The 22,636-nt window shown below is 68.9% G+C and carries 18 protein-coding genes and 1 pseudogene; 4 read left to right on the plus strand and 15 right to left on the minus strand.

Annotated elements, in window-relative coordinates:
• Window positions 1–2 precede the first annotated feature (2 nt).
• Complete coding sequence (locus ACZ5K7_RS36405) at window positions 3–968, plus strand: alcohol dehydrogenase catalytic domain-containing protein (RefSeq protein WP_468920591.1); 966 nt, start codon at window positions 3–5, stop codon at window positions 966–968.
• Window positions 965–1,363 (plus strand): hypothetical protein, encoded by a 399-nt coding sequence (locus tag ACZ5K7_RS36410; RefSeq protein WP_468920594.1) that lies wholly within the window; start codon window positions 965–967, stop codon window positions 1,361–1,363. Before ACZ5K7_RS36405 ends, ACZ5K7_RS36410 begins: the two co-directional genes overlap by 4 nt.
• An 86-nt stretch (window positions 1,364–1,449) precedes the next feature.
• Here ACZ5K7_RS36410 and ACZ5K7_RS36415 read toward each other — a convergent pair whose 3' ends face one another.
• Window positions 1,450–3,360, minus strand: coding sequence for a P-loop ATPase, Sll1717 family (locus ACZ5K7_RS36415; RefSeq protein WP_468920597.1), 1,911 nt, complete (start codon window positions 3,358–3,360; stop codon window positions 1,450–1,452).
• Between the two features lie 116 nt (window positions 3,361–3,476).
• Between ACZ5K7_RS36415 and ACZ5K7_RS36420 the strand changes: the two genes are divergently transcribed.
• Both ACZ5K7_RS36420 and ACZ5K7_RS36425 read left to right on the plus strand, forming a co-directional pair.
• Window positions 3,477–5,276, plus strand: coding sequence for a hypothetical protein (locus ACZ5K7_RS36420; protein WP_468920599.1), 1,800 nt, complete (start codon window positions 3,477–3,479; stop codon window positions 5,274–5,276).
• Entirely contained in the window at window positions 5,273–6,439 is a 1,167-nt protein-coding gene (locus ACZ5K7_RS36425; RefSeq protein WP_468920601.1) for a serine/threonine-protein kinase, read from the plus strand. Before ACZ5K7_RS36420 ends, ACZ5K7_RS36425 begins: the two co-directional genes overlap by 4 nt.
• 163 nt (window positions 6,440–6,602) lie before the next feature.
• On the opposite strand, the gene ACZ5K7_RS36430 is transcribed toward ACZ5K7_RS36425, so the two are convergent.
• The 14 genes and pseudogenes from ACZ5K7_RS36430 to ACZ5K7_RS36495 all read right to left on the minus strand — a co-directional run bounded on the left by ACZ5K7_RS36430 (window position 6,603) and on the right by ACZ5K7_RS36495 (window position 22,222).
• The gene (locus ACZ5K7_RS36430; protein ID WP_468920604.1) at window positions 6,603–7,676 is read right to left on the minus strand and encodes a hypothetical protein; all 1,074 of its coding nucleotides are present in this window, start codon (window positions 7,674–7,676) and stop codon (window positions 6,603–6,605) included.
• A gap of 620 nt (window positions 7,677–8,296) precedes the next feature.
• Window positions 8,297–8,974 (minus strand): hypothetical protein, encoded by a 678-nt coding sequence (locus ACZ5K7_RS36435; RefSeq protein ID WP_468920606.1) that lies wholly within the window; start codon window positions 8,972–8,974, stop codon window positions 8,297–8,299.
• A gap of 3 nt (window positions 8,975–8,977) precedes the next feature.
• Window positions 8,978–10,192 carry a peptidogalycan biosysnthesis protein gene (locus tag ACZ5K7_RS36440; protein ID WP_468920608.1) on the minus strand — a complete coding sequence of 405 codons (1,215 nt, stop codon included), beginning with the start codon at window positions 10,190–10,192 and terminating at the stop codon, window positions 8,978–8,980.
• A 112-nt stretch (window positions 10,193–10,304) separates the two neighbouring features.
• Window positions 10,305–11,372: a DUF8094 domain-containing protein gene (locus ACZ5K7_RS36445; protein ID WP_468920611.1), complete on the minus strand. Its 1,068-nt coding sequence runs from the start codon at window positions 11,370–11,372 to the stop codon at window positions 10,305–10,307.
• Between the two features lie 185 nt (window positions 11,373–11,557).
• Window positions 11,558–12,160: a hypothetical protein gene (locus tag ACZ5K7_RS36450; protein WP_468920613.1), complete on the minus strand. Its 603-nt coding sequence runs from the start codon at window positions 12,158–12,160 to the stop codon at window positions 11,558–11,560.
• A gap of 148 nt (window positions 12,161–12,308) precedes the next feature.
• A complete protein-coding gene (locus ACZ5K7_RS36455; RefSeq protein ID WP_468920615.1) occupies window positions 12,309–13,559 on the minus strand; it encodes a cytochrome P450 in 1,251 nt (416 codons plus the stop codon).
• Window positions 13,560–13,604: 45 nt separating this feature from the next.
• Window positions 13,605–14,465: a tryptophan synthase subunit alpha gene (gene trpA / locus ACZ5K7_RS36460; protein WP_468920618.1), complete on the minus strand. Its 861-nt coding sequence runs from the start codon at window positions 14,463–14,465 to the stop codon at window positions 13,605–13,607.
• A gap of 47 nt (window positions 14,466–14,512) precedes the next feature.
• On the minus strand, window positions 14,513–15,751 hold the full coding sequence (locus tag ACZ5K7_RS36465) for a hypothetical protein (protein ID WP_468920621.1): 1,239 nt from the start codon (window positions 15,749–15,751) through the stop codon (window positions 14,513–14,515).
• 37 nt (window positions 15,752–15,788) lie between these two features.
• Window positions 15,789–17,123 carry an ATP-grasp domain-containing protein gene (locus ACZ5K7_RS36470; protein ID WP_468920624.1) on the minus strand — a complete coding sequence of 445 codons (1,335 nt, stop codon included), beginning with the start codon at window positions 17,121–17,123 and terminating at the stop codon, window positions 15,789–15,791.
• Between the two features lie 77 nt (window positions 17,124–17,200).
• Window positions 17,201–18,304: a GNAT family N-acetyltransferase gene (locus ACZ5K7_RS36475; protein WP_468920627.1), complete on the minus strand. Its 1,104-nt coding sequence runs from the start codon at window positions 18,302–18,304 to the stop codon at window positions 17,201–17,203.
• A complete protein-coding gene (gene egtD, locus ACZ5K7_RS36480; RefSeq protein ID WP_468920745.1) occupies window positions 18,301–19,290 on the minus strand; it encodes an L-histidine N(alpha)-methyltransferase in 990 nt (329 codons plus the stop codon). Before egtD ends, ACZ5K7_RS36475 begins: the two co-directional genes overlap by 4 nt.
• Before the next feature lie 246 nt (window positions 19,291–19,536).
• Window positions 19,537–20,427 (minus strand): annotated as a pseudogene (locus ACZ5K7_RS36485) (MFS transporter); the annotation flags it as partial.
• Window positions 20,428–20,651: 224 nt separating this feature from the next.
• Window positions 20,652–21,035 carry a hypothetical protein gene (locus ACZ5K7_RS36490; protein ID WP_468920630.1) on the minus strand — a complete coding sequence of 128 codons (384 nt, stop codon included), beginning with the start codon at window positions 21,033–21,035 and terminating at the stop codon, window positions 20,652–20,654.
• Entirely contained in the window at window positions 21,032–22,222 is a 1,191-nt protein-coding gene (locus tag ACZ5K7_RS36495) for an MFS transporter (RefSeq protein WP_468920632.1), read from the minus strand. The genes ACZ5K7_RS36490 and ACZ5K7_RS36495 overlap by 4 nt, the downstream gene beginning before the upstream one ends.
• Window positions 22,223–22,636 lie beyond the last annotated feature (414 nt).

Genomic DNA, 22,636 nt, shown 5'->3' on the forward strand with positions numbered 1-22,636 from the left:
CCATGCGCATCTACAGGATGTCCGAAGCAGGCCAGAGCACCCTCGCCGAGGAACCGACGCCGACGCCCGGCACCGGCCAGGTACTGATCCGCGTACACGCCAGCTCCCTCAACGCCCGGGACCTGTTCATGCTGGACGGCCGTTATACGGTGCCGCTGCCGGACGCCGCTGGCGTCGTCGAGGCCGCCGGTCCCGGCGTAACGCGGTTCCAGGTCGGCGATCGAGTGGTGAACTCCTTCAATCCGCTCTGGTTCGGCGGGCCGCAGCGCACGCCCGGCCAGAACTACCACACCGACATCGACGGCTGGCTGCCCGAGTACGTCGTGATCGATGAGCAGCGGCTGGTGCCGATGCCCGCGCACCTGGACTTCACCGAGGCCGCGACCCTGCCCTGCGCCGCCGTCACCGCGTACACGGCGCTGGAGGGCGTCCCTCTTGCCCCAGTAGTCGCACACGGCCAGCGCTGCGACCGCTTCGGCCAGCGCCGCGGCGATGAAGGCGACGCCCACGACGCGACCGCCGTACGCCAGGGCGTTGAACGCGTCCGTAGTGCCCACATGGAAGAGGACCGCGGCCGAGACCAGGAGGCCCAGCGCCATCAAGGCGCCGGCGGCGCGTCTTCGCCATGGACAGTCGGGCCTGGAGGACTTATCCGCCTCCCAGTGGACCCGGCCGGGGGCGTCGACATCAAGGTCGTCCGGAGGCAGGCCCGCCCGCCGGAGAAGGCGTCTCAGCCCGCGCGCCGACCAGACCCGTCCGATGGTCTCTCCTTGCACGCGCACGGCCCGCAACCCCCGTGCGTCCGGGGCCTCCACGACGATGAGAGGGTGGTTGCTCACGAACTCAGGGTGACTGTGTCGGAACGACCGTCCCGGAAGCGACACACCTCCCCTGCCCGGCAGACCGATGAAATCCCAGGTCAGCCCCCGGTCTTCAAGAGTCGGCCTCGGTCTCGCCGAGTCCGGTGACCTTGCGGAACGCGTTCGCGGGCACTGGCTATCGAGAAAAGGGCCGGGACAAGTTCGTCTCCGGCAAGACCAAGCAGAACGCCGTGAAGTCCATGGTCCTCACGGACGCCGAAGGGCGGCTGTTGTACTGCAGCCCGGTGCGGCTGGGCAGCTGCGCCGACATCACCCAGGACCGGCAGCTCGGCCTGGTCAAACTCTTGGCCGACGGTCCGTTCCTGGAGATTCTCGACAGCCCTGATCACTCTGGCCGAGCCTTGCGCCACTGGGACGTGACCCCGCTCGACCTGTCCGGTGCAATCAGGAAGATCTGCCGGGCCGTCCACCGCGACCTCACCACGAGGGAACGGTCGGTGTACCTCCCGGGGCAGCGGACCACCCAGCTGGGTTCACCATGACACGCCGCCACTCGGCAAGTGCAAGGTAAGACGCAGACTAATGGCAAGCTCAGCGAGGAGAATATCGGGGCCCACCGGATATAAGGTCATGGCGCTGAAGTCGATCCGGCGCCACCACCCGCGGCGCCCCCAGCCATTCGGATCAGTGCGCGGGCCTCGTCCTCCAGGCGCCGGGTTATCGGTTCCTCGCGAATGCCGTGCTCACCTAGCTGGGTAGCGAGGTTTCCCAAGAAATCAGACGCCGCCAGCACATGATCTGTCACATCGACGGAAACACCGCTCCGTAGGTCCTCGCGGGCGCGACGGGCGCCGTCCAGGACGTGGCCGATCCGGGCCTGAACCTCGGCTCGCATGTCGTCAGGCAGACCCGCTCGCATGAGCTGGCGCAGTAGTCGTTCGCAGGCACGGACGACCTCGTCCAGCAGTTGGAAATCGCGGCTGACACCGAACGAAATATCCGAACCAGCCGCAGCCTGGACCAGCGCGTTGCCCACATGGATGTTTCGATTCAGATTGGGGCTGTACGGTGGAAGGTCCACGGGGCCCAGGCCCCCCAGTGCGGGCCGGAAACAAGGGTGGACGTGGAACTCTTCCTCACCGGGCTGAAGGGGGGTTTGCACTCCCTCGGAGTACACGACCTTGTGGCCTCTTTTCACACCCAGGAAGCCGATTCCGAACAGGACGTCCACTACCCCTTGCGGTGTAAGGCTCTCGGCGTAATCAGCGAAGTCACGCTGCAGGCGCTCGCGGTGGAGCTCAAACCGTGTGGCTAGCGCCGGCAGTAGCACCACGTATCCGTAGTTCTCGAACATCAGGAAGATCTGGCTGAGGAAGGGATGCGTCACGGAGTACTCCCTGGCGAGGTCTGTGAGCTTCCATCGGGAGAACTGGCTGGTGGCGGTGATTACATCCTCTTCTGTGATCCTCTGCTGGCCGCGCTGATTCGCGGTGCTCTGACATGCGTTGAGGAACTGGATCGTGTCCCTGGGGCGCGGTAGCGCCCGCCGGAACAGGTACTGGTCCGTCGGTTCCCCGGACACGGTCGGGGGAAACAATTGTCCCCAGAGTTGCTCCAGAGTGAGTTCCGTCTTGAGTGAGGCTTCCGCTCTGGCCAGGGCGAGATCTGCCAGTTCCTCGTGGGTCCAGGTGATCCGTAGCTCGTCGCTGTGGAACTTGTCGATGTCGCCGAAGCTGAGAGTGTCGTAAATGTCTGCTCTCAGGAAGAGCGTGCAGCGCACAGCGCTGCCGTACCGTCCTGTGACCTGCTTGCTCGCCAAAAGCAGCCCGACCACGAGAGCGTGACTTTCAGGGTCGATCGTCCAGACCTGTTCCAGTTGGTCGACTAAAAAGAGCAGGGTATGAACGCCAGCACAGCCGAGATCGGCGAAGGCCGCCGCCACGCCGCTCTCCAAGGCCTCCAACTGCCGGCTGGCGCGGGCTCCTTCAGAGGCGCCGTTGAGACCGAGCCCCGCCTCGATGCCGAATGCCTTGAGGGAGAGGTTCGCTGACTGCAAGCCCCTGGCTCCTCGGCGGAGTCTGTCGTACAGACGTTCGTCTCCGGTTTCGTCGTTCGCTTCCAGGAAGCCTCGCAGTGCCCGCACAGAGGAACGAGCACGCCAGCCATGCGCGGCTCGCGCATGCTCGCAGAGATACCGTGCTGCATGGATGGCAAAGACATAACGCCAGATCAAGGACTTGGCGGTGTCTCCGGATACCCCCTGGAGTTCAAATCGACGGATCTCGTCACCGGCCGCGTCGTCGGGCGTGATCAGGACTGCGGTGCCGGGATGGCCATCTGGGGCAGCGAGTTGGCGGCAGATGGCGCTCTTGCCCGCCCCCTTTCGGCCGATGATCAGTGAGGTGCGGCCCGAGAGGGCCTGCCGATAGGCATACGTTGGCCGGAAGACCACGCCGCTGAGCAGGCCATCAGCGAGATCGTTCTCGGCATCGTCGCGGCCGAAGAAGAGATCGCTGACCGGACTGAGGTCGTGCTCCACGGCTCGCTCCCCTCGAAGAGGCAGAAAACTCCAACCGACAGGAAGGTTAGGGGCATTGGCGGGGAACTGTCTCAGGAAACAGGCCGCGTTCTCGTCGGCCCACATCGGGGGGTGTCATGGACAAGCCGCAAGATCTCGAAGAGTTACTGGCGCCGCTACGCGCCGACCTGGCCTCACTGCGGACTGACTCGACCGCGCTTCAGGTCGACTTGACCGCCCTGCGGACTGACTCGACCGCGCTCCACGTCGAGCTGACCACACTGAGGCGCGAGAACCAGGGGGTAGCCGAAGCGCTGTCCTCGGCGCGCGCTGAGATCGATGCCATCAAAGAGAGCGCAACAGCGACTTACGACTCGCTGAACGACTTCGTCGAGCGTTGGGGCAGGCACCAAATCGTGGCCAATGCCCAGGCGGAACTGACGCAGCTGACCGTTATATGGAAGGCGGACTTTGCTCACCGCCAACGAGTCCGGGCCCTGGCCCGGGGTCTGACGCATGCGTTGACGGCGCATGCGATAGCTAGCAAACTCGTTGATCAGGACACAATTGACGCCTGTGTGAGAAGGCAGTTCCTCTCTGAGCCGACGTATTGGCTTGCTCCGGCGATCATGGCGATGGCGGCGTGGCACACGGCGGAACCGACCATCGCCCCCCGAGCCACCGCGCACGCAGTATGGCTCGACTCGGCCAAGGCGAAACTGTTCTTCGCGCTCACGTGTTCGCGGCAAGGCCGGCTGAATGAGGCGGCCGGCTGGATGGACCGCTACCTCAACTCACTTGACCGCGACGACCTTGGTCCGGAGTTTGCTGTCGTGCTGGAAGCCATCGCCAACGCTGAACTCGGATACGAGGCGTACACCTATGCCCGTGAAGCCATGGCCCGTTGGTTCCGCGAGGAGCGATCAGCCTTCCAGAACGCGCGTGCCCTCCCGTCCACCCCGCACCTGGCCCCGTGGGGTGGCCGTCTGATGGAACTGGGCAGGACGGAGGGCTCCCGCGACCGCTTTGCCGCTCTGCGAGAACTTGCGGGCCTGCAATGGACGGAGTTGGAGAATGGCTGGCGAACCGCCACTGCTCTCGACGGCACGCTGAACTTCTTGGAGTCCTTTCCGAAGGTAGCCGATCTTCCTGCCCACCCCGGCCGCTACACAGACAGCGCGCTGGATCACTTGATCGACCAACTCGAATCGGATGAGTCGGAGATTCAGGAGCGGATGACCGGGCTGCGGACGTTGATCCGAAATGGCGGAGAGGCAGAAGCGGAAGATGAAACGCCGCAGGACAACGAACGGATCGACTTCGTCACACTGCTGGAGCGGGCCGTCTTCCAGCCCGAGTTGCTCCAACTGGGTGTGCCTGCCAGGCGACTGGCCCTCGACTGCATCTGGGAAAGTGTGTGCGCGGCCACCATGTCAATGGCCAGAACGTCACGGTCGCTTCTACCCGTGACGATCTCCCTTTCAGTTGGGGACTGGTCCTGCGAATACTCCACCGATCCATCCCAGGCCTTTGACGTATTTCGGGCAGCGGATGACCTGACTAACCACGTGGAGCAGCGGACGCACGAACAGATCGAATCGATCGTGCCTGCCTGGTCGCTTACCGCAGGAGCATGTGCCCTTGCCGCGGTGGATGGGGCGCTGATTGTGCCATTCGTCAGCGGGGGCTTCATTCTGATGTTCTCAATCGTCATGTGCGTCCTCATTCTGGTGGGACTTGCAGGTATAGCGCACGTGCCGTTCCGTAGACGAAGCGTGCGCGAGGCCGGTGAGCGTCAGCGACGATACGCGGCTCAGCTACTCGGCCGGGCGGTTGCTGAACTGAACGTTCTGATGGATGAATGGCGAAAGGGTCTGCGTTCCTCCGCGGTTCTGGAGGAGTGGCGCCCCCACCAGGACGGGGAGGCGGACGCATGACGGGAGGGCGTCTCCTCGGCTCTGGCCGCTACCGCTTGGACAGTCGCCTCGGAAATGGCGGCATGGGCCATGTTTGGCTCGCCAACGACAGAAAGCTCAACCGGCCCGTCGCCGTCAAGCTCCTCGACATGGACCGCATCCGCATACGACAGCGGAGCCGTAAGGCGGCGCTCACCGAGGAAATGCTCGCACGGTTCGAAAAAGAGTGGCAGTCCATGGCGCGGATTCAAAGTCCCTACGTGGCCTCCATCTACGACAGGGGAGAGGACGAGGGGCAGGTTTATCTGGTTATGGAGTATGTCGACGGAAATTCGCTGGACGCATACATGGGGCGTGGAAGCTCACTCACCTTGGAACAGACTGTTCGCTGGTCTGTGCAGGTATGCGAGGGGCTCGCCGACGCAAGTGATGTCGATGTCGTACACCGGGACATCAAGCCCGCCAACATCATGATCAATGAACGGGGCAACGCGAAGATAGTCGACTTCGGGCTGGCCCGTCTCCTCGACGTGTCCGAGACGCGTGAAGCTGGTGCCACCTGGCAGTACGCGGCACCAGAGCGTTGGCAGGGAAACTCCGGCGACCACCTGAGCGACCTCTACTCCCTCGGCTGCGTTATGTATGAAATGCTGACAGGCAACCCGCCGTTTACCAGTCGTGGCACCGACATCATGGAGATCGGTGTCATGCACCTGCGCCACAACCCCGCACCCCCGCTCAATGTCCGAGGAGGCATTCCAGATAAGCTGAGCCAATTGATCATGTCCCTGTTGGCCAAAGTCCCCGCGCAGCGACCGCAACATGCACGCGCAGTGATTCGTCTCATCCGGCAGGTCGAGCACACCCCCGACGATTTTTTGAACGGCGAGGGACAACTCGGATCCGTTGGCGCACCGCACGTGAACACGGATTACGTCGAGCGTATCCGCCAGGCGGAGCAGCGAATTCGAAGCCTGCTTGCCGAGAGAGGAGAGTATGACTCCGCCGTTATCGAAGCCCGATTCACCCTCGCGGAGTTGACGGGGAAATCTGGTGACTCTCGTGGCGCAGCCGACCAGTACGAGACGCTCGGTGAGGACTGTAAACGCCTTTTCGGTCCGACCGACCCGAGAGCACTGAATGCGTTCGACGCCATGGCGCGGTGGATTGCTGCACCCGCCTGATGGGCGGTGCCAGCCGAACACACACGCGCAGATCCATGACCACAAACCCCTCTTGCGTACGTGGGAACCTGGACAGCTTGAGCAGGATTGGCTGCTTCCTGATCAAATTCGTCGTGGACAGTCGGCAGTTGTGGCCGATGATGTCGCCCTGAGCGCATCTGGTTCACAGGGCTGCTGGGGATTGCGCCGTGTAGTCAGCCGTCCTGCGGAAGCTGGTGTATGCGGCTGGGGTGTTGAGGATTGTGTGGGCGATGGTGCCGTAGGTTGCGATGGTGGCGGCTGGTCCGCGGATGTGGGCGTATGCGAGGACGAGCGTCGGGTCGGTTCTTGCTGCTTCGCGCAGGTGTGCCAACTCCCATGATGTCAACGGAGCTTCGTTGTCTTCTCCGGAACCGTCGGTGGGACCGGGGGGTTGTGCGTGGTCGGCGAGCGGTTTGCGCAGGATGGCGGTGGCTTGTTGGAAGGCTGTGTTGGGGCGCACCTGCGGGAGGTGTTCCTCGTGCTTCAGGTCGGTGGGGACGGTTGTGAGTGCGTCTTGCTGTGTCTTGCGGCGTAGGGCGGCGGCGATGACGCGGTGCGGGGCCCGTGGCCGCCACCGGGGTACGCCGATTTCTCGGCCGAGGTGGTGGAGCCACAGTGTGATGCGGGGTTCGTTCCAGTTGCGGGCGACGAGGTCGAGCAGCACCCACGACAACTCGTCGAGCGTGGAGCGTTGTGTCCAGTTGACGAGCGGACGTACCGATTTTGCGATCTGGCGGGCCCGTTCGATACGGGCGCTGGTGATCTTGTAGCCGGTCACAGTCAGTCGGCGTCTTTTCCGTTTCCGGAGCGGGGACTTGGCGGCTGTCGCGCTCGCGGTAGAACCTTCTTCACTACCTATTAGCTGTACCTTTTCCTCTTTCTCAACCCACCACAGGGAAGGGGTCCTCCGCGTCTGGTCGCTGCAGGTGTTGTCCACAGGAGCTTCAGCGCCGGCTCCTCGAGGTGGTGCGGTGCGTTGGCCGGTGATGAGCCGGGCCCGGTAGCCGGTGCCGGCCACCGTGTTGCCCACGTGGGTGTCGTAGTGCGGTGGGATCGTCGCGGCGTACACCGTCGCGGTCTTCGCGTAGCCGGGCAGGCTGCGGGATCGCAGCGCGTTGCGCCGTGACCCGTGTTCGGCCCAGGCGAGCCAGCCGCCGGCGCGGAGCAGTCGTACGTGGTTGGTGACCGCGGTCCGGCCCAGGCCGGTGCGTTCCATGACGTCCGTCAGGACGTAGCGGGCGTGCCCGCTATCATAGCCCATGCGCCCTGCGAGCACGTTGACGATGCGCTGGGTCGTCCCGGTGAAACCTGGGATGAGTCCGGCCGCTGCGGCCCTCTCCAGGGACCGCAGCCACGCGCGCGGACCGGTGCTGCGGGATTCGGTGTGCTCGATGGTTTCCGCCGGGTCCGGAACCCAGTGCTTTCGGCGTCCGGACGCGGGCTGGGCAGCTCTCTTTCCACGTGAGGATTCAGGCTGACAGGGGCCAAGGACGTGTTGCATACTCGTTCTCGACTCGTAGAGACGCCGAACGCCCCTCTCACACAGGGACTCGGCGTGACGACAGCTCCGGCTGACAACCGGAGTGCTTCGCCGGGATGCGGGGTGACGCCCGATCACCGGCGGTGGCAGGTGGCCGCTTGGGTCAGGTGGTGACGCACCCGACCTTCGGCCGGGGCGGCCGGGATGCTCCTGACGAGAGCCTCAGCCGCCCCAGACTGATCAGATCTCTTTCAATCACCCCCCTGAGGTGTGCAGTTCCGCATCTGCCGGTCGGCAGTACGGGATCCCCTTGACGAGCGCGGTCATCGCCGGCGGCCCGTGCGCATGATGGGCGCTCACGGCAAGGACCTGATCGCCCAGGCCGTCAGTGAGCAGCCCACGAGGACCGCGGCGAGCACCACCGACACCAGCGGCCGCCACCCCATGTGCCGGTCGGGCGGCGCAGGCTGCGCCGGTGTGCTCGCCCGGGCGGCCGATGACGGCGCGTCCACGGAGTGCCAGAGGATCTGGCCGCCTTCAGCACCTGCCGTGGGCGGGTCCCGGAGAAACCAAGGGGTAGGCGCGCCGTCGGTGCCGAACGCCTCCTCGGTGGCGACCGCAGGTCCGCCTGCCGCCGCCCGATGCCGGGCCGCCGGGCTCTCGTCGCGGCAGGCAGCACCGCTCACGGTCATGCGCCGAGGGAGAGCGAGGGGTACGGGTGGGGAGGTCTGCACGGACCGGGAGACGATGCGGTACCAGTGGTCTTGCTCGCGGCGCCGTTTCTCCCAGGCGCGGTCGCGGCCGCGGGCTGCAAGGGCGGCTCGGTAGCAGGCCAGCCCCGCTTCGTTGCCGAAGGTGACCTCGTGGTGGATGAGGAGACCGTCGCCGTGGTGCACGATCCGCCAGCTCGTGGCCAGCACTATGTCCAGGCCGCGGTAGAACCAGGCATTCCGGTCGCCCATCCACGTCCAGAACTGTTCCGGATGCGCGTTCGCGTGCTCAGTGGTCTCGAAGGTGTAGGCGAGGAACAGCATTTCTCATGCTCCTGAAGGGGACGTCCATCGGTCCCAGCTGCGGTCGGCGTACCCCGGCGCTGAGGACCACGGCTGGGCGGTTCGGCCGTTGTGCCGGTGGACGAGGCCGGGATCGAGTGAGGCGTCCGGGCCTGCGGGGAGGTAGACGAGGGCCAGTGGAGTGGCCCGTGCTCCGCGCATCAGCTTGGCGGGGGTTGCTGGAACGGACAGGTGCAGGCGGCGCATGCCGATACGGGCGGCATGATCCAACGCCGAGTACAGGGTCAGCTCGAAGTAGGCGTAGGGCGGCGCCGCACTGCCGGCACCCCAGTAGCGCCCGTACAGGGTGCTGTGGTTGTGGTGCTGGTAGAAGACGGCCGCGGCGCGCACCGTGTCCTCGCCGCGGCGGCGCGCCAGCGCCACCACCGCGCGGTCGGCGACACCGGCGGCGTGCTGCGCGGTCAGGATGCGGTGCATCAGGTGGGCGCCGCCCGGAGCCCCGTGCTTGTCCCGTGTCGCGGCCAGTAGCGGTGCGATGCGGGTGCAGGTGTCGGGGGTGAGACCGGTCCACTCCAATGAGCCGTACCGGGCGAACTCCTGGCGTTCGCGCCGCCACTTCCGGCGGTCCTTGCTGCGGGCAGCGGCCAGCATCCCGGTCATGCCGTCGGCAGGCACGTCGATCGACGCGTCCGCGGTGTGCAGGACGGCCTGCGCGAGCGGATGGCAGGCGGCCGCCTCCTGTGCCTCCTCGCCGCTGAGGTACGGCCACACGGCGCACGCAAGGTGCTGGTCGGCGGCGGCCTTGCGGGCCTCTTCGAGGAGCGCGGTCAGGGTCTGGGGCCGCTGTGGGCCTCGGGCACAGGTGATCGTTGCGGCCGTGGACCGGCGGGTGCCCAGCCACAGCACCTGGCGGCCAGGAACGTCGATGAGTCCGCGCGTCATGGCGGGCATGTCGAACAGGCCGCCAGCGTCGTCTTCCCGCACGGTCCATGTGGGGAGCACGCCGGTGAGGCGGCCGACCCGTGCCGCGAGAACCGGCTGCGGTCCGTGCGTCATCTCCAGTGCCCGGAGCCAGCGGTGGCTGGAGTAGAGGCCGGAGTCGGTGTCGACGAGGCGGTCCCACACATGCGCGGAGAACTCGGCTGCGGCGGCGTGCCGTTGCACGGTGGGCGCGGTCGTGACGGTCCCGGTGATCGTGTGAGGTGGCCCGTGGCGGGGCGGGGCGAGAGAGGCGGTCATGCGGTGTTCCGTTCGGTCTGGCAGTGCAGGGTTGCGGGCCTGCGGTCCCGGCGGGGCAGTTCGCGGGAGCGGTGTTCCGGCACGGCTCGGTTGCTCGAACTGAAGATCGCTGTCATGCCGGCTTGGGGCACTGGACCGCCCGCGAACTGACGAATTGCCAATCGGCGTTGGTCATGCGGACGCTTTGCGGGGTCAGCGATGCCAGTCCCTGACCGAGGAAGGTGTCGGTGACCAGAAACCCTCGGCGGCCTGCGCCGACCGCGGTCTGCTCCTTGGAGGGGATGATGTCGGCTGTCTTGCAGCGGTACTGCGCCTTGACCAGCGACTCCTGCGTGTGGGCGGTACTGAAGGCGGCGAGCACGGACCCGTCGGCGGCCCGCAGGGCGTACACCTTCGTAGACACCGGGGATTTGGCGAAGAATCGCTTGGTCGCGTATCCGTCGGCCGTGCCCCTGTTTTCGGCCGTCCGGTAGATCTGGAGGGCGTCTTTGACCGGTTTCGTGGACGCCGCCAGCTGTTTGCCCTCCTTCTTGCCGCCGGTCTCCCAGTAGTCCTCGTAGGCGGCGTGGAGCCCGGCCGGGGCGATGCCGCCCACCTCCTTCGTGGGATCGGCGACGACGGCAAGCCCGTGCCGGTCGACGGTTAGCGCAGGTATCGACTCACCCTTGCCTTTGAACAGGGTGAGGGCCGCTTTGTAGGTGCCGCCGCTTCCCTTGTCGAAGATCATCAGAGCGTTGGCCCGGGTCGTGGAGGCTGTGACCGTAGCGGCGAACCATGTCACCCCGCTGCTGGCAGGCGGAATCCAGAGGTGCCGGTCCACATACGTGAAGGGCGAGGCGTACTCCTTCTGCTCTGCTTTGCTCCAGGTGTTCCACAGCTTGTAGTCGGCCGCGTCCTGGGCGTAGAGCGTTCCCGTCTCGATCGTGGCGAGCAGTGCGGCGCTGCGCCGGGCGTTCGCCCGGTTGTTCGTGGCCTGGTAGCGGTCGATGACCGCCTCGGCCGCGGTACGTGTGATCACGCCCCGAGCCGCGGGGGCCGTGCTCCCCGTGGCCGAAGGGCCGACGGCCGGCTGGTGGGTGCCGGCGGCACTGCACGCGCTCAGGACGATCGCGGCGGTGATACCGATGGGGATCACGCTGAGGCGGCGCGTGCGCAGCGGACGACTTGAGGGACTGGGCATGACGGTGCTTCTCCTTCGGGCGCATCTGCGGGGGGATGTTGAGTTGGGTGCGGGGCGATGGTCCGGCTGACGCGTGGGGGAGCGGCGGGCATTCCCGGCTTCTCCTGGCTCGGGGTGTGCGGTGTCCTTCCGGCGCCCCGTGGCCGTAGGGACCGTGGAGCCGAATAACGTCCTGGCGTGGGGCGTTACGCGCCCGGGCCGGGGAAGCTCCAGACGTAGGGCTTGCCGTCGTCTCCCGCCCAGTGCACCTCCGCCACCTTCGCGGTGGCCGGGATCAGGTAGTACTCGCAGACCGTGTGCGACTCGCCGGTCGTCCACCGGGCGATGTCGTACGGGTCGTCGCAGCCGGCACCGTCCGTGGGCGAGCCGAGAAGGATAGCGCCGCGCTGTCCGTCGGCCCACACGGTCGTGCTGTCGTCGGCGTTGGTGGCGGTGGTCAGTGTGGGACCGGCCTGGTGCGTGTAGCGCACGTGGGCGATGGCGAGCACCTTGCCCTTGGCGTCGGCCGGGTCCTGGACGGCCTTCTTGGCCTGTGCCTCGGTGCCGAAGGTGAGCTGCTGCGCGGAGACGCCGTAGGTGATCGTGCCGGTGTCCTCCGTCACCTTCCCGGACGCACTGTCCCCGGCGGTGAGGGCGGCGGAGGTGCTCGTGGACGGCGAGGTCTTGGCCCGCGTGGTGGTCTGCTGCGCAGCGCTGGTGTCGCCGTCGTTGCCGCTGCAGGCGGTGAGGACGAGGGTGAGGGCGGCAAGGGGGGCGGCGAGACGCAGCGCGATTGACTGACGCGACACAACAACTCCTATGCGTAGTGGCCTCGGGCGAGCGGTCCGAGGGGGCTTCTTCGTGAGGCGGCCCCTCGCGGCCGGTGAGGCGCTCGGGCGGTTGCGGGGGGACCGGGTGTTCGGTGGGACGGGCGGTACAGCTGGCCGGGCTGTGCCGTCAGCGGGTGCTGGGTCCCAAGCGGATGGGCAGGCTCTTGTAGCCGTTGGAGATGAAGCTGGACAGCGGCGTCAGGTCCATGGGGTCGACCGCCAGGCGCAGGTGGGGGAACCGGGCGAAGAGCTGGCGCAGGGCGGTTCGGGCCTCGATGCGGGCCAGTTCGGCGCCGACGCACATGTGGGCGCCATAGCCGAATGACAGATGCTTGTGGGCGGTAGGGCGGGTGACGTCGAAGACGTCGGCGGTGTCACCGTGGATGCCCCGGTCGCGTCCGGTGGCGGCGTAGTTCATCACGATGACGTCGCCCTCCTTGAACGTCAGGCCGGTGGGCTCATCGGTGATCGTCCGCACCGCGAACCGCGCGACGACATTGGCGACGGGGGCCTCAAGGCGGAGCGTCTCCTCGACGACCCGCTCCCAGGGGACCCGTCCGCTTGCGGAGAGGGCGAGCTGGTCGGGGTGGGTGATCAGGCAGACAACGCCATGACTCACCGCGTTGACGGTGGTCTCGTGGGCGGCGCCGATGACGAGCAGGAAGCTGTCGTTCAGTTCCTGGTCGTTGAGTTCACCGACGTCGCGTGCCGCGATCAGGTCGGTGCTGAGGTCGTCGCTGGGATGAGTGCGCTTGTAGGTGATCAGCTCGGTGATGAGGGTGTTGATCCGTAGCCGGGCCGCGGCCATCTCCTCGGCGGACAGGCTGGTGGCGAACAGGTCGCCGCACGCGTCGCGGAAGGTGTCGCGGAGGTGGTCAGGCGCGTGGAACCGCTCGTTGATGACCATGAGCGGGAGACGCCCGGTGAAGGCCTCCTTCAGGTCGACCACCTCGTGGGGGCCGTTCGTCTGGAGGTCGTCGAGGAGGTGTTCAGTGAGGGCCTTGACATGGGGGACGAGGGCGCGGACCCGGCGCGAGCTGAACGCCTGGGCGAGGGGACGGCGCAGCCGTCTGTGGTCGCTGCCGTACGCGGTCAGAGCGTTGACGACGTCCGTCCACACGCGCAGCGTCCAGTCGGCGGGTATCTCGCTGTAGGCGGGCCAGTGCTGCCGGGCGTCCTTGGAGAGGTCGTCCGTGCGGGCAAGGAGCCGGCACGCGAGGTCCTGGCCGGTCACCGCCCAGGCGGGGATGTCTCCGGGCAGCAGGACCCGGGCGGCCGGACCGTACTGAGTTAAAGCAGCCGCCTCGCCCTGGATGTCGGACCCGGTGGGGTCGAGCCGTTGGTACGGGGAGCCGGTGCTGACGCTGTCCAGTGTCATGTCGTCGTCGCCTTCCGTAAGGAGCAGGTGAGGGTGAGGAGGGGCTCAGGCGTGCCGGGGCGACCGGCAGGCCCTGAGCGAGGACGGGCGTCGGACGCCGGCGGCGAAGTCGCGGGCCGCGTCGGCCGCGGCCAGCGCGGGCCGGTCGGGCTGGGCCTGCATGCACCGGATGACCGCGGAGCCCACGACCACGGCGTCCGCGTAGGCGCTCGCCTTAGCTGCATGGTCCGGCGTGCTGATGCCGACACCAACTGCGACGGGCAGGCCGGTGGCAGTCCGCAGCCGTCCGACGAGGCGCGGCAGCAGGGGGTTGAGCGGGCGCCGGGTCCCGGTTTTTCCCGGGGTGGCGGGGGCGTAGACCATCCCTCGGGTCTGGGCGCCGATCGCGGCCAGCTGAGCGGTGGATGCGTGCGGCGGAACGAGGGTGATGGTGTACAGGCCCTCGTCCCGGGCGATGCGCTGCCAGGCCGGGGCGGCGGCGGGCGGGAGATCGGGCACGAGGACTCCGCCACCGCCGGCAGCCGCCAGCCGGCGCGTAAAGGCGAGGGGACCGTAGCTTTCGAGCGACGACCAATACGCCATGGCCAGCACTGCCGCCGTGCTGGACGCGGTGAGTTCCACGGCGGCCGCGAACAACTGGTCCATCTGGAAGCCGTTGTCGAGCGCCTGAGCAGCGGCACGCTGGATCACGGGGCCGTCCAGGCGCATGACATCGGGGCGTGCCGGTACGCCCAGCTCCAGGATGTCGGCCGACTGGGCCATCAGGTGCAGGGCGTCCAGGTTCGACTCGCGGGTGGGATAGCCGACGGGCAGATACAGGCCCAGGGCCGCCCGCTGTTCGGCGCTGCTGGTCTCCAGGGCATAGGCAAGTCGGGCGGCAGACCAGGACTGCGGTGACGCAAGCACGAGGCTCCCTCTCGGGCGATGGGGTTCAAGGGCGGACATCGCCGCGGTCATGGCTGGTCCAGGGCCCGGACGGCGCGGTAGTCCTGCTCGACGGCCCGCGGATTGCTGCTGCTGAGCACGACTTCGGCCCCCAGCGGCGTGCCAGAGGAGTGGTGTTCGTTCACCGCGACCGCGGTCGGCAGGCCGCGCAGGAGTCGCTGCGTCCGCGGGGTGATTGCGTGGCCGTGCCGCAGGTGGACCCGCACGACGTGCTTACCGGGGGCCGGAACGGGCTGGGCGGGGGAGGGGATCCATGTGTTCAGTACGTTGTCGATGCGGTCGCGGCCGGTGGCCGCCTGCAGAACGTCGTCGGCCGGTGTTGCGACGGGCGCCCCGAGCACGGACATCACCAGCGGGCCGTCGGCGGCGCCGTCGTCGACGCCGTATGTGAGCCGGGTGGTCGCCGGCCCGCACCGCACGCCGAGCACATCGAGGGCTCGCCGCGCCTGCTGCGACAGCGTGCGGGTGAGCAGTCCGTCGCCGGTGAGCAGGTCGGCGCGGTCCAACTGGCCGTCACCGAAGCGTGTTTCCGCCCAGATGTCGGTGATGATGTGTTCCGGTCGCCCGTCGGGGCCGGGGCGGGTGGCGCTGTTGAGCATGTACTGGCAGCGGGCGTGCTGCTCGGTCAGCACCAGGTGGGCGCTGCCCGTGTACCCGGCGGCCGCGCGCCGCATGGCCGGCCAGGCTGCGCTGATCTGGAGGCTGTTCGTGCAGGGCACCGGTTCGATGGGGCTTCCGGTGGCGGCCGGGCCGAGGAGATAGCCGGGTAGGGGGTGTTGCCGCGCCCAGGCCACGGCATCGGCCAGGCTCGCCGTACGGATGCCCCGCAGAACCGGGATCCCCGACCGGCCCAGGAGGTCCGTTTGGAGACCGCGGTCGAAGCGAAGCGGTGAGGAAGCCGGGTCGGCTCCGGGCACGCCGAGGTGCCAGGCGATCCGCTCGGCCAGCTCAATGCCCGCCGCGCTGCCCGCGACGACGGCCGACACCCCCATCGCCCGCAGGGCCTGGACGGTGTGCCGCATCGTGCGGTGCACGAGCGTGTCGCTGTAGCCGGCGCTTACCTGGGCGGCCTGGTAGGCGAGCGGCCGCAGTCGGGACTGCGGGAGGACGGCGACGGTCTGCCAGCCGTGCCGTGCGAAGGCCTGCGGATAGGGGCAGTCGTCGTCGTATGGGGCGATGATCGCCGCGGTGGCTGCATCGGCATCGGTCCGCGGGTCAGTCACGGCGGTCGCGGAGGTGCTGGTCATGGGCGGGACTCCAGAACAAGGGGCCGGATGCGACGGATCAGCGGGTGCAGGCGGTGGTGTGCGCGGCGGCGCCGGTGGTTGGGGCGGAGACCTGGAGGAGCACCGCAGCGAGGTGCTCCTCGCACTCGTGGGGGGTGTTGCCGGTGACCACCCAGTGGCCTATCCGGTCGGCGATCGTGGCCAGGGGCGGGGCGGTGACCTGATCGCCCATGTCACGGGTCCACACCAGGCGCTCCAGCCACGGTTGGTCGAGCAGGCCCGCGGGGACGCTGATCGCGCCGAGGCGGCCGGAGAACGCGGGGAGGAGGAAGCGGACGGCGGCGGCGCGGGCCCGGGTCGGGGTGAGGTCGGGCACGGCACCGGTCGCGAGGTCCGCGGCCGCCGCTGTCAGGTCGACGCCGGTGGTCAGGTGGACCAGCAGCGGGATCAGGTCGCCGGCCGGGCGTCCGTTGACCTCGATGACGGCGGGCCCGCGTGCGGTCCTGCGCAGCTCGACGTGCAGCACACCGCGCTCGATCCCCAGTGCCCGGACGGCGCGGGTGACCGTTTCGGTCACCGCGCTGTCGGCGAGCAGCGGATCGGCCCCGTCGAGAAGATGGCCGACCTCCTGGAACCGCGGCTCGTTGCCGAGGCGTTTGCGGGTGATGGCGACGATGCGGACGTCGTCGCCGAGGACGACGGTCTCCGCGCTGATCTCCTCACCGTCCAGGTACTCCTCGACCAGGACGCCGGGCTCGGCGTAGGCGTCCAGCCCGAGGACCGTCTCCTGTGCGGCGTGCAAGAAGGCGGCACGGACCTCGAGGTCACTGTCGGCACGCAGGACGCCGGCGCTGCCCGCCATACCCCTTGGTTTGACCACGACGGGATAGCCGATGCGGAGGGCGTGCTCGACAGCCGCGTCCTCGTCGGCAGCCTGGACGGACTGGGCGGAGGGCACGTCGTGCTCGGCGAGGAGGCGGCGGGTGGCGGCCTTGTCGCGGCAGGCCGCCATCGCCGCCGGGGCCGGGCCGGGCAGCCCGAACTGCTCGGCGATGCGCGCGGTGAGCACAACATGGTGCTCCATGTAGGTGCAGACCCCGGCTAGGTCCGGCGTCCGTGCGGCGAACTCCTTGACGGCCGCGAGGGCGGCTTCGGGGTCCGCCAGGTCGGCCGCCAGGTGGCCGGCCACAAGAGGCCCGGCCCAGTGCGGAAGTTCGCCGGCGACGAGCACGACCGGGTGCCGGGCGGCGAGCCCTCGCAGGAAGTACTCGCGGTACGGCCGGGCCCCTGCTCCCAGGACGAGGAGCGGACTCGACACCGCAGGGTGCCTGGTGGGGGTGGAGGTCGGCGTCGACGAGGCGTTGCGGGCTGCGGGGCTGTCGGATGATGTCATGCTGTGCCGTCCTTCGTGAGCGATGCGTGGGTGGGCGCCGGTGAGGGTGCGTCGAGTGCGGTCGAGGCGGGCCCGGCCTACCGGTGAGGGGCAAAGGTGCCGCCCGCCGTGAACGTGAGATTGACGTCCCAGACGGGGCCGTATTGGGCCTTGTAGTGGATCTGACCTGGTGTTTCGCGGGTGGGGCCGAGGTCGAGGCAGGTGAAGCCGTCGTCGGCGAGATGCGTGGCAAGCCACCGCAGCAGGGCGTGACCGGGAGCCAGCCCGCTCATGGCCGGATCCATCGCAGGCAGCACGGAATAGCAGCGGCCGCCTCGGTAGAGGCACAGCTGCGAGGCCATGACAGAGCCATTGGCTCGCGCCTCGGCGATGAACGCACTGTCCGCACACCGGCGAAGAACTGTGCGCCAGGAAGCCGTCGTTGAGGGATCGGCTTCGGTCTCGTGCTGGGCGGCGTGCAGGGACTCAAGCGCCGGCAGAGCCTCGAGGAGACCGGCAGCGGTACGGGTCCGCCGGTAGGTGACGTCTGTGCTGCCGGCGAGGGTCTGCGTGCGCCGTGTGTGCTGACGCCGGGCGGATTTCGGCAGCGCGGCCCAGTCCAGCGGTAGCGGCACGGCGGCGGTACGGGCGGCGGTGGGCCGCCACCGCGGCTGAGCGCGCAGCGCCAGGGCCAGCGGTGATTGCGCGGGCAGGTTCGGCAGAGTCACGGCCGCACCGGCCCGAGCGAGACGGTTGAGCTGGCGGGCCAGCGCGTCGGCGACGTGATGCTGCTGTGCGCCAGGCCCGACCACGGTGAGGTACTCGCAGTACGGCGACATCGCGCGCACGGCCGTACCGCCGTCGTGGTCCTCGCGCAGGAGCGCCAGCGCCCCGTGGACTGCAGAGCGGCTCGCCGCGAGGAGCAGGAACAGGGTTGCGGACGCGGGCCGTTGGCTGGCCCAGCCCAGCAGCCATCCCGGCGAGCCGAACGGTGTCGCACCCGGATCGCTCGCATACAGCGCGGGCCAGTGCTGCTCCAGCCAGTCCAGGGCGTCGCTGCCATCGAGGGTGTGGACGGTCACGGCGTCCCGCCGCGCGGCGGCCGCCCTGCCCTCTCCCAGCAGCCTGCGGTGGTCGTGGCAGCTGCCGGACTGCCCGATCATCGGTGTCCGGGCGGGAAGGCAGCGTGCGGTGCCGGTCATGAGGCCGGGTGGCGCAGCGCGGGGGCGATGAGGGCGAGACCGACCAAGGCTTCGGGGTCGCTCCAGAACATGTGCAGTTCCAGCCCGGCGGCGTGCGCTTCCTCCGCGACGCCTGCGGGACGGAACTTCGCGGACACCTCCGTCAGCAGGTCCTCGCCGGCGGCGAAGCGGACCACGATGCCCGGATCGCGCAGCCGCACGGTCTGGGCACGCCGGGAGCGCAGCCGCATCTCGATCCACTCGTTGTCCGGATCCCAGAAGGCGACGTGCTCGAACGCAGCGGGGTCGAAATCCGCTTGGAGTTCCCGGTTGATGCGGTGGAGGATTCCGGCGTTGAAGGCGGCGGTCGTGCCCGCAGAGTCGTTGTACGCCGGGACGATCACACGGGGGTCGGCGACCAGGTGCACGCCGATCAGCAGCCGGTCATCGGGGGCGAGCTGGGAGGCGAGCGTGCGGAGGCATTCCGCGCGCTCGCCGGGCAGGAGGTTGCCGATCGTGCCGCCCAGCAGCATCACCAGCCGGGGCCCGTCCACGCCGTCCAGGTCCAGCGGGGCAGCGGTGACGTCGGCGACACGCGGCTGGACGGCTACCTTGGGAAAGGCGGCCACGACCAGCGGGACGGCCGCGGCGAGCGCGTCGGAACTGATGTCGACGGGCACGTAGGCGGCGACGGTCTCGGACAGCGCGTCCAGCAGCGAATGGGCCTTCTCCGAAACCCCGCTCCCCAGCTCGACCAGGCTCCGCGCCCGGGTGACCGCGGCGATGTCCGCGCTGAACTGGGTGATCAGAGCCGTCTCAAGACGCGTGTAGACGTACTCGGGCAGCCGGGAGATCTGCTCGAACAGCAGCGAGCCGGCCTCGTCGTAGAGCCACTTCGGCGGGAGCGACTTGGGAACGCCGGTCAGGCCCCGCACGACGTCCGCGCGCAACGCGGGGAGATAGGCGGGCGGGTGACCAGTGGCGGCGGTGCGGGCGGTGACAGCCATCGACGGCAACCTCCGTAAGAGGAAAGAAGTAGGGGAGAGAGTGGTCATGAGGGCTTGCAGACATCTGCCGCGCCGGCCAGCGGGAGCCGGGGGCGGCCGATGGCTGGGGCCGACGACGAGCAGGACAAGCGCGGCGGCACCACCGACGGGAAGCAGCAGCGGTCCGAGGGGCCCGACGGCGGCCGCCGTGCCTACGGCGCAGCCGACGTCCAGCGCGGCCACCAGCAGCGCACTTGCTTCCGTGGCCGTCCCCTCGGGCGCGAGACGGGCGGTGAGCAGGTAGGCCGCGCTCAGCAGGGGGGCCATGGCGATACCCGGAACGAGGCAGGCGGCCACCGCCGCCGCCGGGCCGGTGACGGCCAGCAGCGGCAGCCAGCCCCCCGACCACACCGCGCACAGAACCGTCAGGTGCCGGGACACAGGCCCGGGCCACGAGCGGGCGCCGTAGACAATGCCGCCGATCACGGCGCCGACGGACAGCACGGCGGGCAGCAGCCCGGCCAGGCCCGGAGCCTCAAAGCGGTCACTCATGCGCACCGCGACCGGGACGACGCCGCCCATCGGGACTCCGGCACACACCATCGCCGCGTACAGCCGCCGCAGCCGGGCCGAGCCCAGCGGCCCGAGCCAGTGCGCGGTGCGCGGCGCCGGCGTCCATCTACGTGAGGGCGGCAAGGCGACCACGCTGAGCGTGCCCGCCAGGCCGATCGCGGCCGTCGCGAGGAGCGCCGCCTGGGCCGACACGGCCCAGGCCAGGACTGCTGCCGCGAGCGGTCCGGCAAGGTAGATGACTTCCTGGGCTGAAGCATCCAGGGAAAGCGCGACGCGCTCGTGTTCCCGGTCGGGCATCAGCGACGGCCACAGGGACCGGGTGGTCGCATCGAGCGGCGGGCGGCCGAGTCCGGCGACGATGACACCCGGGACGGCCAGGTCCTGGACGAGGACCAGGCCGAAGCCCACGCCGGCGACCAGCGCGCTTGCCGTGAGCACGCGGGTCTGCCCGAGCCGGTCGACCAGCCGCCCCAAAAGCGGGCCTCCGGCCGCGTTGGCCAGCAGGTAGACGGCGGCCAGCGCACCCGCAGACCCGAAGCTTCCGTGGCCGGACACGCCCACCAAAATGATGGCCAGCGGTGCCATCCCCGACGGCAGCCGGCCGACGAGTGTGCTGGTCAGCAGCGGGGCAACGTAGGGAACCCGCAGCACGGCGCCGTACGTGACGGGGCGCTGGAACCCATGGAGGGACACGGTCGCGGGCTGCACAGAACGGCTCCTGGAAGTGGAAGGACACGTGAGAGGAAGGGCCGGCTGCGATGCCCGGGTGGGCAAGTGCGAGCACCTGAGCGGCCGTGGCACGGGCGTTCTCAGACGGTGAACTCGTGCGTGACGCTGCAGTTGACGGGCCGTCCGCCCGTCTTCACCGTGCAGACCCGGATCTCGTACGGGCCCTCGAAGAGGCCCTTGTGCGAGGTCGTGCACTTGCCGTTCACGTCCTTGTCAGTCCGGCTGTAGACGAGGCTGCCGTTGATCGTGAGGATCTGGACAAGCGCCATGTAGCCGTCGGCCTTGATGTCGCAGGCGGTGACTTTCTTGCCGGCCGTCGTCCACTTCCCGGACGCGCCGCCGTTGGTGCTGAACCAGTAGCCGGAGTCGGCGGCAGCCGGAGTGGTGGAGAGAGAGGCAACGGTCAGGGCGGCGCCGAGACCGACGGGCACGGTGCGGCGCAGGAAACGGGTGGTCGAGCTCATGAGGACGTCGTTCCTTTCGCTGTTGTGGCACGGACAGGGGCCTGGCGCGCGTGGTGCCGGTGGAGGAGCACGGCGAGCGGAACGCAGACGAGGGCGCCAGCGGCGCCGCAGGAGAAAGTCGAGAGGGCGACGAGGCCGGGCCCGCCCTGGGCGAGCGACCAGCCGGCGAGTACCGGGGCGCAGATCACGGCGGTGGCCAGGGTGGATCCCCAGACGCCTGCGTACAGACCGCGAGCGTGGGGCGGGGCGATCTTGTCGAGGATCGCGGAGGCGGCGACGAAGGCCACGATCTCGCCGGGTACCGAGGCGGCGGCCGCCGCGGCGTACTGGAACGCGGAGGAGGCCAGGCCCGCGGAGCCGATGCCGGATCCCAGGACCAGCGCACTCAAGGCCAGGAGGCCCACCATCGAAGAGGACCCGGCCTTGCGGGCCAGCCATCCATTCAGGGGGAGTGACAGCAGCAGGACGGCTGCCGCGCTGGCCACCTGCGTCCAGCCGTACGCGGACGCCGGGAGCCCGCCACTCGTCATGAGCAGCGGCAGGATGCTGAACAGGCCGGCCGCCGGGATCAGCGCGAGGACGCACGCCAGCCACAGCAGCCACAGCCGGCCGTCACGCAGCACCGGTCCGTAGGTGCCGCCGGCAGGCGAGACCATTGCCGGGCGGGGCCGGTCCGGTCCCATCCCCAGCCAGACGGCGAGGCCGAAGCCTGCGGCGGCCAGGGCGTTGACCCAGAAGAGGAAGGGCAACCCGACCCGGCCGGCGAGCAGGCCGCCGGCGGCGCCGGTGACTGCGGCGCCGACGTTGATGCCGAAGTGCCGCCAGCCGGTGATGCTCGCGCGCCGGCCCCCGTCGCTGATCTCGTCCGCCACGACCGCTGCGATCACCGGCCGGGGCGCGTCGTAGCACATCCCGGCGATGACGACCGCTATGCCGATGGCGACCGGAGCGGCGGTTTCCGCGAGCAGCGGCATAACTACCGTGGCCAGGGCCATGGCGCCGATCAGAGTGGTCCGGCGGCCCAGGGCGTCGGACAGCCGACCCCACAAGATCTGGCCCACGAGCCAGCCGATCCCGAACAGGGTGAGCACGCCGCTGACGGCCGGGGTGGAAAAACCCAGTTCGCTAAGGCGGTAGGAGAGAAACGGGTAGGTGAAGCCGGCCGCGCGCAGTGCGCTTGCGCCCACGATCAGAAGCCATACGACCGCGGGTCCGCCCTGACGGGCAGAAGGGGTCCTGGCTGGGGCGGCCCGAACTCGTACAACAGGAAGAGCTATTGGAGACATGGGGGTTCTCCCAGGACATGGACATGGAGCCCACAGGGGCGAGAAGCCAAGTTGCTGCGGGTGGGTATGCCGACGAAGGCCAGCGGGCGGAGCCACCCGACGGGCTCCGGCACCCGAAGGCATAGGGAAAGGTCGGGCAGCGCCACGGTCGCGAAAACGGGCTGGGCAGCCAGACGTGCCCGGGTCGAGCGGATCCGAGGGCGTGCTGGATGCGGGCCCGCGCAGACTCCGGCCGCGCAGAGGGAACTCTGGGGGCCGGAGACCGGGCCTGAACGTCAGCCGGTTATGTCCGGGGAAGGCGCAGCTGGCCCCAGG

Source organism: Streptomyces sp. NPDC031497 (assembly GCF_055580905.1).